Consider the following 7,919-nt stretch of genomic DNA (forward strand, 5'->3'; position numbering starts at 1 on the left):
AGGCGATGCGCTTATTCACGAGCGGACGCGGGCTGTGCAGTGGCATGGTGCTGATGGCGTTGGCGATGGCCGGGTGTGGGGAGGAGGAACCCTCCCAGGCTCAGGAGCAGGGTGGAGAGCAGCAGCCCCCACGTATTGCTCAAGTCATGGAAATGTCGCTCCGGGACATTCCGCTGGGTAAATCCTATCCGGCGATGCTGCGCAGCGATAACGAGGTCAGGTTGGTCGCGCGCGTCACCGGGACACTCGAGGCGCGGCATTTCGAGCCAGGCGAAATGGTGGAGAAGGGCGAGAGCTTGTACACCATTGAACCCGATGTTTACCAGGCAACGGTGCGTCAGCGCGAGGCCGACCTGCAGAGCGCCCAGGCCGAAGCCAGCCGTGCTCGGCGCGATGCCGAACGCTTCGAGCGCCTGCTGCGTCAGAACTCGGTCAGTGAGCAACAGCGTGACGAGGCGCGCGCGCAGCTGCGCGTTGCCGAGGCGAGTGTGGCGCAGGCCGAAGCGGCGCTGGAAAGTGCCCAGATTGATCTCGACTATAGCGACGTTACCGCGCCTGTCAGCGGCCAGATCAGCCTGAGCGAGGTCAACGTCGGCAACTTTGTCACCTCGGGGGCCGAGTTGGCGACCATTACTCCGCTCGATCCGCTGGAAGTGCGCTTCCAGCTGCCACAACAGGACGCTTTCGAACTGCGCCGCCAGCGTCGTGAAGGCAGGACCGAAATCATCGCCAAACTCGAACTACCGACGCGCAGTGGCAGCGCGCCAGAGCCACTGGAAGGTCGTCTCGATTTTCTGGGCTCGCAGGTCAGTCAGAGCACCAGTACCGTTCAGGCCAGTGCTCACTTCGACAACCCCGAAGGGCTTTTCCTGCCCGGGCAGTTCGTGCGTGTCAGGCTCGAGGGTCTGAAGCGCTTCGACGTCATGGCGGTGCCGGAAATCGCCGTGACGCAGGGATTGATGGGCCCGCAGGTCTTTGTACTGGACGAGCAGAACACAGCGCGCACGCGGAATGTGACGGTCGGCGAGACCGCTGGCCCCTGGGAGATTATCACCGATGGTCTCGAGCCGGGTGATCGCGTAATCGTCAGCGATCCTGGCGGCATCGAGGCCGGCACGAGCATCGACCCACAACCCTTCGATGGCGATGCCGAGCAGCTTTCCGCCCAGGCCGAGGAGGGCGAAGGTGAGGGCTCCGCCGAGGTGGAGCAGGCCGCTTCACAAGGGGGAGCGGGTCCGGGTGCGCCAGAGGGTGACGGGGAAGAAAACGAATGAATTTCTCCAATTTCTTCATCAGCCGGCCGATCTTCGCCACCGTCATCTCGCTGATCCTTGCGCTGGTCGGGGTGGTGGCGATGCGCGCATTGCCGATCGAACAGTATCCTAGCGTGGTGCCGCCGACGGTGTCGGTACAGGCGCAGTTCCCCGGCGCAGACGCGGAAACGGTCGCGCAGACGGTAGCAGCACCGATTGCCGAGGCCGTCAACGGCGTCGAGAACATGCTGTACATGACCTCGACCAGCGCCGATAACGGCACCATGAGCATGAATGTGGCGTTCAATATCGGCAGTGATGGCGATATCAATACCATCAACGTCAACAACCGGGTACAGCAGGCCTTGTCGCAATTGCCGGAGTCGGTGCAGTCACAGGGCGTGAATGTCGAGCTGAGCTCAAGCGATATTTTGATGGTAATCGCGCTGACCTCGCCCTCCGGTGAGTACAACAACATCTATATGCAGAACTACGCCACACTCAACATCCTTGACGAGTTGCGTCAGGTGCCGGGCGTGGGCAATGCCGAGGTGCTGGGTGGCGGTGAGTTCGCCATGCGTATCTGGCTGGACCCGGACAAGCTGGCCCAGTACGACCTGACGCCGGCCGAGGTGGCGAGTACCATCCGCGCGCAGAATACCGAGGTACCCGCCGGCAGCTTGGCGCAGGCACCACAGGGTGACTCGCGCGCCTATACCTATACCATTACTGCCGGTGGCCGCCTGTCGAATGCCGAGCAGTTTCGCAATATCTATCTGCGCACCAATCCGGACGGTTCAGCGCTGCATCTCGAGGACGTGGCACGTATCGAACTGGGCGCGTCTTTCTACGGTATCGAGGCGCGTCTGAACGGCGCGACGATGACTCCGATCATTATCAATCAGCAGCCCGGCGCCAACGCGCTGGAGACCGCCGACGCCGTCAAGGCTACCATGCAGGAGCTTGACGGTCGTTTCCCGCCGGGCATGGAATACGTTATTCCTTACGACACCACGCTGTTCATCGATGCGTCGGTGGAGACGGTACTGCATACCTTCATCGAGGCCTTCCTGATCGTCGCTGTGATCCTGTTCGTGTTCCTGCAGAACTGGCGTTTCACGGTTATCGCCATGTCGGTCGTGCCGGTCGCGATCGTGGGTACCTTTGCCGGACTTTACATGTTCGGGTTCTCGATCAACCTGCTGACGCTTTTTGCGCTGGTACTGTCGATCGGGATCGTGGTGGACGATGCGATTCTGGTAGTGGAGAACGTCGAGCGTGTACTCGAGGAGGACGAGACGATCTCGGTACGTGACGCCACGATCCAGGCAATGAAGGAGGTGGGTGGCCCGGTCATTGCCACCTCACTCATCATGGCGGCGGTGTTCGTGCCGGTGGCCTTCCTGGGGGGGTTCTCCGGCCAGATCTATCAGCAGTTCGCCATCACTATTGCCGTTTCCGTGGCCTTCTCGGCCTTGATCGCGTTGACCTTCACGCCGGCGCTCTCGGCAATCTTCATCAAGCGTAAGCGCCAGATGGGCGACTCGAAGCTGGTGCACGCCCTGCACACACCATTCCGCCTGTTCGACCGCTTCTTTGCCTGGGTGACTCGAGTCTATATGTGGGTGGTGCGCGTATTGGTGAGGTTCTGGGTTCTGACACTGGCCTTGACTGTAGCCATCTGCATGTTCTCCTATTGGCTTTACGAGCGCACTCCTTCGACGCTGATTCCCGAAACCGACCAGGGCCTCGTGCTGGCCAGTGTCTCGCTTCCTGATGCAGCGTCAGTGGATCGTACCAGCGAGTACATGCAGCAGCTGAGTGCTGAGATCGAGCAGATTCCCGGCGTAAGGTACGCCGTGTCCGTGGCGGGGTATGACATGCTGTCGAGCGCGGTCAATACGGCGCGCGGCATCATGTTCATCGCCATGGAGCAGTGGGAAGAGCGAGACCTGACTGCCAGTGAGCTGATCGGCAGGATCATGCAGATCGGCGCCGAGACAAAGGGCGGAACAGTGATGGCCTTCAACATGCCGCCGATCATCGGTCTGTCCACGACCGGCGGTTTCACCGGTTACCTGCAATCCTTCGCCGGGGCCAGTTCCCGGGAGCTCTACGAAGCGTCACTGAAGGTCATGCAGGCGGCTAATGAGCGTCCTGAACTGAACCAGGTGTTTACCACCTTCAACGTCAATGTACCCTCGTACCAGGCTGATATCGATCAGCAGAAGGCGCTGAGCTATGGCGTGGCGATCGAGGATCTCAACGCGACAATGTCGAATACCTTCGGAAGTGGTTTCGTCAACTACTTTTCGTATCAGAGCCGTAACTTCCAGGTTCTTTTGCAGAACGAGGATGAATTTCGCAAGACACCTGACGATTTGAATAAGGTCTTCGTGCGTGGCGGCGACGGCGAACGTATTCCCCTGTCGGAGTTTGTTACCATGGAGCGCCAGGCAGGCCCTGCAGTGGTCACGCGCTTTGGTGTCTATAATGGTGCCCAGTTCCAGGGTGGCCCTGCCGAGGGGTATAGCTCGGGACAGGCGATTGCTGTCATGGAAGAAGTCGTCAGCGAGGTATTGGGAGATGACTGGGGCATGGGCTGGACGGGGACGGCTTACCAGGAGACCAGCGCCGGCAATGCCGCCACCCTGGCCATCGCCTTTGGTATCATCATGGTGTTCCTGATCCTGTCAGCCCAGTACGAGAGCTGGTCTTTGCCGCTCGCGGTACTGACGGCAGTGCCTTTCGCGTTTCTCGGCGCTATTGGCGGGATCGTTCTGCGCGGCCTGGATACTAGCATCTATGTCGAGGTCGGAATGCTGGTGGTGGTCGGCCTGGCGGCGAAGAATGCCATCCTGATCGTCGAGTTTGCCGAACTGCAGCGCAAGGAGATGGGCCAGACGATCAAAGAAGCGGCGGTGACGGCGGCGGAGCTGCGCTTCCGCCCGATCGTCATGACCTCGCTGGCCTTTATCCTCGGCACGCTACCGCTGGCCATAGCGACCGGCGCCAGTGACACCAGTAGCCACCATATCGGTACGACGGTGGCGGTGGGCATGCTTTCGGTGGCGATACTGGCGAGCTTCTTCGTACCCAGCTTTTACGCCATGATCGCGCACGTGTCGGACTGGCTGGCACGCAAGCGCGGGAAGGAGGGTGAGCCGACTGGGGATCCTGAGCATAATCGAGGCTGACTGATAAACCATCCAATAAAGCCAAGGCGAAAGCCTTGGCTTTATTGTTTAAAAAGCTATCGAATTCTGTAGCCCTCTACGAAAGTCTACCGGTTGAACCATCGGACTTAACTACCCTGAAAGTAGGGCAAGTTGAGATTAATCCATAGCCAAGGAGTCCATTGACAGGCCGTCAGTATTCACGGACACAAACGTCTCTTACTCCTCAATCAGCGTTGCTGTGGAGGTGCGTCATGGAACTTCTCGTTCAGACAGTCCTGAGCTTTCCCCTTATTATCCTAGTAGGTCTGCTGTGTCTGGTTGCCACCTACTGGTTGCTGGTAGCGGTAGGTCTGGCGCCTGTCGAATTCTTCGAGCATGACAGCCTTCGTGACGACCACCTCGCCAGTACCATGGTGTCACTGGGGTTTCGTGGAGTGCCGGCATCCATCGCGCTGACCGCACTGTTGCTGTACGGCACGTTGATTGGCTTTGCCTTGGAATGGCTTGTGCTGCGACACCTATCATTAGGCATATGGCGTGCCCCGCTAGGTCTGGTGATTCTTTGGGCGGTCCTGGCCATCGCGGCACCGCTGAGTATGGCAACCTGTCAGGCATTGAAACATCGCTGCCATCAGTCTCGAAATACTTCTACCCGGGCGCTGCTGGGCGAGACAGTAATTGTGCAGGAAGCGCCGGATGAATCCGGTCTCTGTCGGGCCACGCTGGAGGATGATAGTGATTTCATCGTAACGTTACACGGCAAGCGTCGAGATTGCTGCATGCCAAGTGAGCGGCGTGTCTTGGTCAAGTACCTGGCCGACGAGGATACCTACCGCTCCGTTCCGCAGCAGGAGTATCTCGATGCGCATACCCGCCTGCGCAAAATGGGCCTACTGCGAAAACATCATGGGGGGCATACGGCACATTGATGCAGACCGAGCTTCCTTGTCTTATCGTGCTCACAACAGCACCCGATCGGCAACAGCGACAGCAGGAATACTCCGCTGCGCTTCCAGAAGCCTGTATTGGAGGCTTGGAGCCGGAGCTGACGAAAGGCCCGGCGCTCTTGTTGCGCTCAGTGCCGCGCCCTGCGCATTTCATAGAGGATGACGCCTCCAGGCGCGCTCTACCGTGAGCTCAGCAAGCTAATGGTGGAACGGGATTTTTTGTCACGCAGGCTCGATCGTTGACCCGGGCAGCCTGACGCCTGATGACACTCTGCTCAGAGCTTAAATCGTCTGTCAGGTGGGTCCAACGGATGGGGTCCACTTCAGAGAACGGGGGCGAAGAAGGCGAGCCGAAGCATTCGACTGGCTGACCGGCGCGCGATTCTCTCAGCCCAACCTGCCTACAGCGCCGCCACTTTTGTGGTGGCGCTTTTTCTTGTCTTCCTGGGTGAATTTTTTCACTACCGAAGTTGATGGAGTCTACATCGCCAACTCTTGACCATCGTCAAGCTAGGTATGTTTAGCGACGCATATGAACTTCCCCAGAGCTGGAGGCTTGCCGTAGTCTATGCTTGGTCAGCGAGCAGGTGCATTAATGTTAACGAATGGTTAAATGCACACTGTCTTTTATTTCAGCTGAATCTATTTCGTTAGGTGCTTTGACCGCTACGCATCAAGTGACTTATATATCTTCGATGATAGTGGTTTATGGCTGGCCGCTACCGAAGCGCAGGCGGTAGAGCCACGTTGGCCAATGCTCGGTTTTATAATTAAAAATTAACAAATTTAGAAGGTTACGATTGGCACGCGCAGCATCCGGCTTCTAGGGAAAAAGAAGACGGACAAAGGATTAAGGGTAGTGCGGAACAATGACGAACTCTGATTCCAGGGTTCATTGCCATGTAAATCGAGCAGGGAGGTCGAACATGGGAAGTGTGGCGTTGCATGGTGTTTCTTCGATTCAGGAAAATACTCCTGTCAGATACTTATCGGATACAGGCATTCCACAGGGGCGTCGTGCGTGGAATGGCCAGGTTGCCATGGATGGCGGCGATAGCTTTCGTATTCTCTTCGTGACACCGGAAATTGCCGACTTCGTCAAGGTCGGCGGGTTGGGTGATGTTTCCTCGGCGTTACCCAGGGCACTGGCTTCACGCCACGACGTGCGCATTCTGATTCCCGCCTACCGGGAAATGATCGCCTCCGATCACGAAATCGAGATTTTGGGCAAACTGCCCGGCCATGCCGACATACCTCCCTGCGAACTGGGCAAGACCATCTGCAGCGATGGCTTGACCGTTTACCTTCTGGTGTGCCCCGAACTCTTTGAACGCGAAGGTAGTCCATACTGCGATGAAACCGGGGTCGGTTGGGAGGACAACGATATTCGTTTCGCCCGCCTGTCGTTGGCCGCGGCCCAGATTGCCAGTGGCCAGGCCGGTCTCGACTGGCAACCCGACCTCCTTCACCTCAATGACTGGACCTGCGGTTTGACGGCGGGCTACTTGCATTGGTGGGGGCACGATGTACCCAGTGTTTTTACCATTCACAACCTGGCCTACCAAGGGCTTTACGATGTCTCGCGTTGTCAGGCGCTGGGAATCCCTGCCGATGCCTTCAACATGCACGAGGTCGAGTACTTCGGCCAGCTATCGCTCATGAAAGCCGGGCTGGTCTATGCCTCGCACATCACCACGGTAAGCGCCACATATGCCCGGGAAATCACTACGCCCCAGTTCGGTTGCGGCCTCAACGGGCTGCTCACCCAGCGCGCCGAGAAAGGGCAGCTGAGCGGCATTCCCAACGGAATAGACGATTCGTGGGACCCGCGTACCGATACCCACCTTGCCCAGGCGTTTGCCATGAATGACTGGCGCGGCAAGCGGGCCAACGCCGAGCATGTACGCCGAATGTTCGGACTCGGCGTGAGTAATGGTCCGCTGTTTGCGGTGGTGTCGCGATTGGTTCACCAGAAGGGACTGGATCTGACCATCGGTGCTGCGGAATCCATTGTGCGTGCCGGGGGGCAGATCGTCTTCATCGGCCGGGGCGAGATGCCGGTGGAAAAGGCCTTGTGCAACCTGGCGGCCCGTTTCCCTGGTTCGATTGGCGTCAATATTGGATTCGATGAGGGTGAGGCGCGTTGCATGTATGCCGGCAGCGACTTCCTGCTGATGCCGTCACGTTTTGAGCCATGCGGCCTGAGCCAGATGTACGCACAGCGCTTTGGCTCGCTGCCGATCGCCCACCGTACCGGGGGGCTGGCCGACACGATTGAGGATGGCGTCACCGGTTTCCTATTCGATGAGATGACACTGGAAAGCTACATTCATGCGATCCAGCGCGCCATGACGGTATTCCAAGCCACCGACCTGTTCTATGCCATGCGGCGTGCGGCCATGGCTGGACGATATCACTGGCGTCAGTCGATCGAGCCATACAGTCAGCTGTATCGGAAGGTGGTGACCGGCAAGGAGAAGCAACACACCTACGCTGTCGCACCATGACCTGAACGACCCGGGTCGCTTCCCGCAATAGGC

General features: G+C 58.6%; 4 protein-coding genes. All 4 read left to right on the forward strand.

The window, feature by feature from the left end:
- Positions 1–5 precede the first annotated feature (5 nt).
- The 4 genes from F568_RS0117975 to glgA all read left to right on the forward strand — a co-directional run bounded on the left by F568_RS0117975 (position 6) and on the right by glgA (position 7,886).
- Positions 6–1,274 carry an efflux RND transporter periplasmic adaptor subunit gene (locus tag F568_RS0117975; protein WP_019020155.1) on the forward strand — a complete coding sequence of 423 codons (1,269 nt, stop codon included), beginning with the start codon at positions 6–8 and terminating at the stop codon, positions 1,272–1,274.
- The gene (locus tag F568_RS0117980) at positions 1,271–4,450 is read left to right on the forward strand and encodes an efflux RND transporter permease subunit (protein ID WP_019020156.1); all 3,180 of its coding nucleotides are present in this window, start codon (positions 1,271–1,273) and stop codon (positions 4,448–4,450) included. Before F568_RS0117975 ends, F568_RS0117980 begins: the two co-directional genes overlap by 4 nt.
- A gap of 233 nt (positions 4,451–4,683) precedes the next feature.
- Entirely contained in the window at positions 4,684–5,361 is a 678-nt protein-coding gene (locus F568_RS0117985) for a hypothetical protein (RefSeq protein WP_019020157.1), read from the forward strand.
- 944 nt (positions 5,362–6,305) lie between these two features.
- On the forward strand, positions 6,306–7,886 hold the full coding sequence (gene glgA / locus F568_RS0117990; RefSeq protein WP_019020158.1) for a glycogen synthase GlgA: 1,581 nt from the start codon (positions 6,306–6,308) through the stop codon (positions 7,884–7,886).
- Positions 7,887–7,919: the final 33 nt, after the last annotated feature.

Origin of the sequence: Modicisalibacter luteus DSM 23508 (assembly GCF_000378505.1) — a bacterium.
Taxonomy (GTDB): Bacteria; Pseudomonadota; Gammaproteobacteria; order Pseudomonadales; family Halomonadaceae; genus Modicisalibacter; species Modicisalibacter luteus.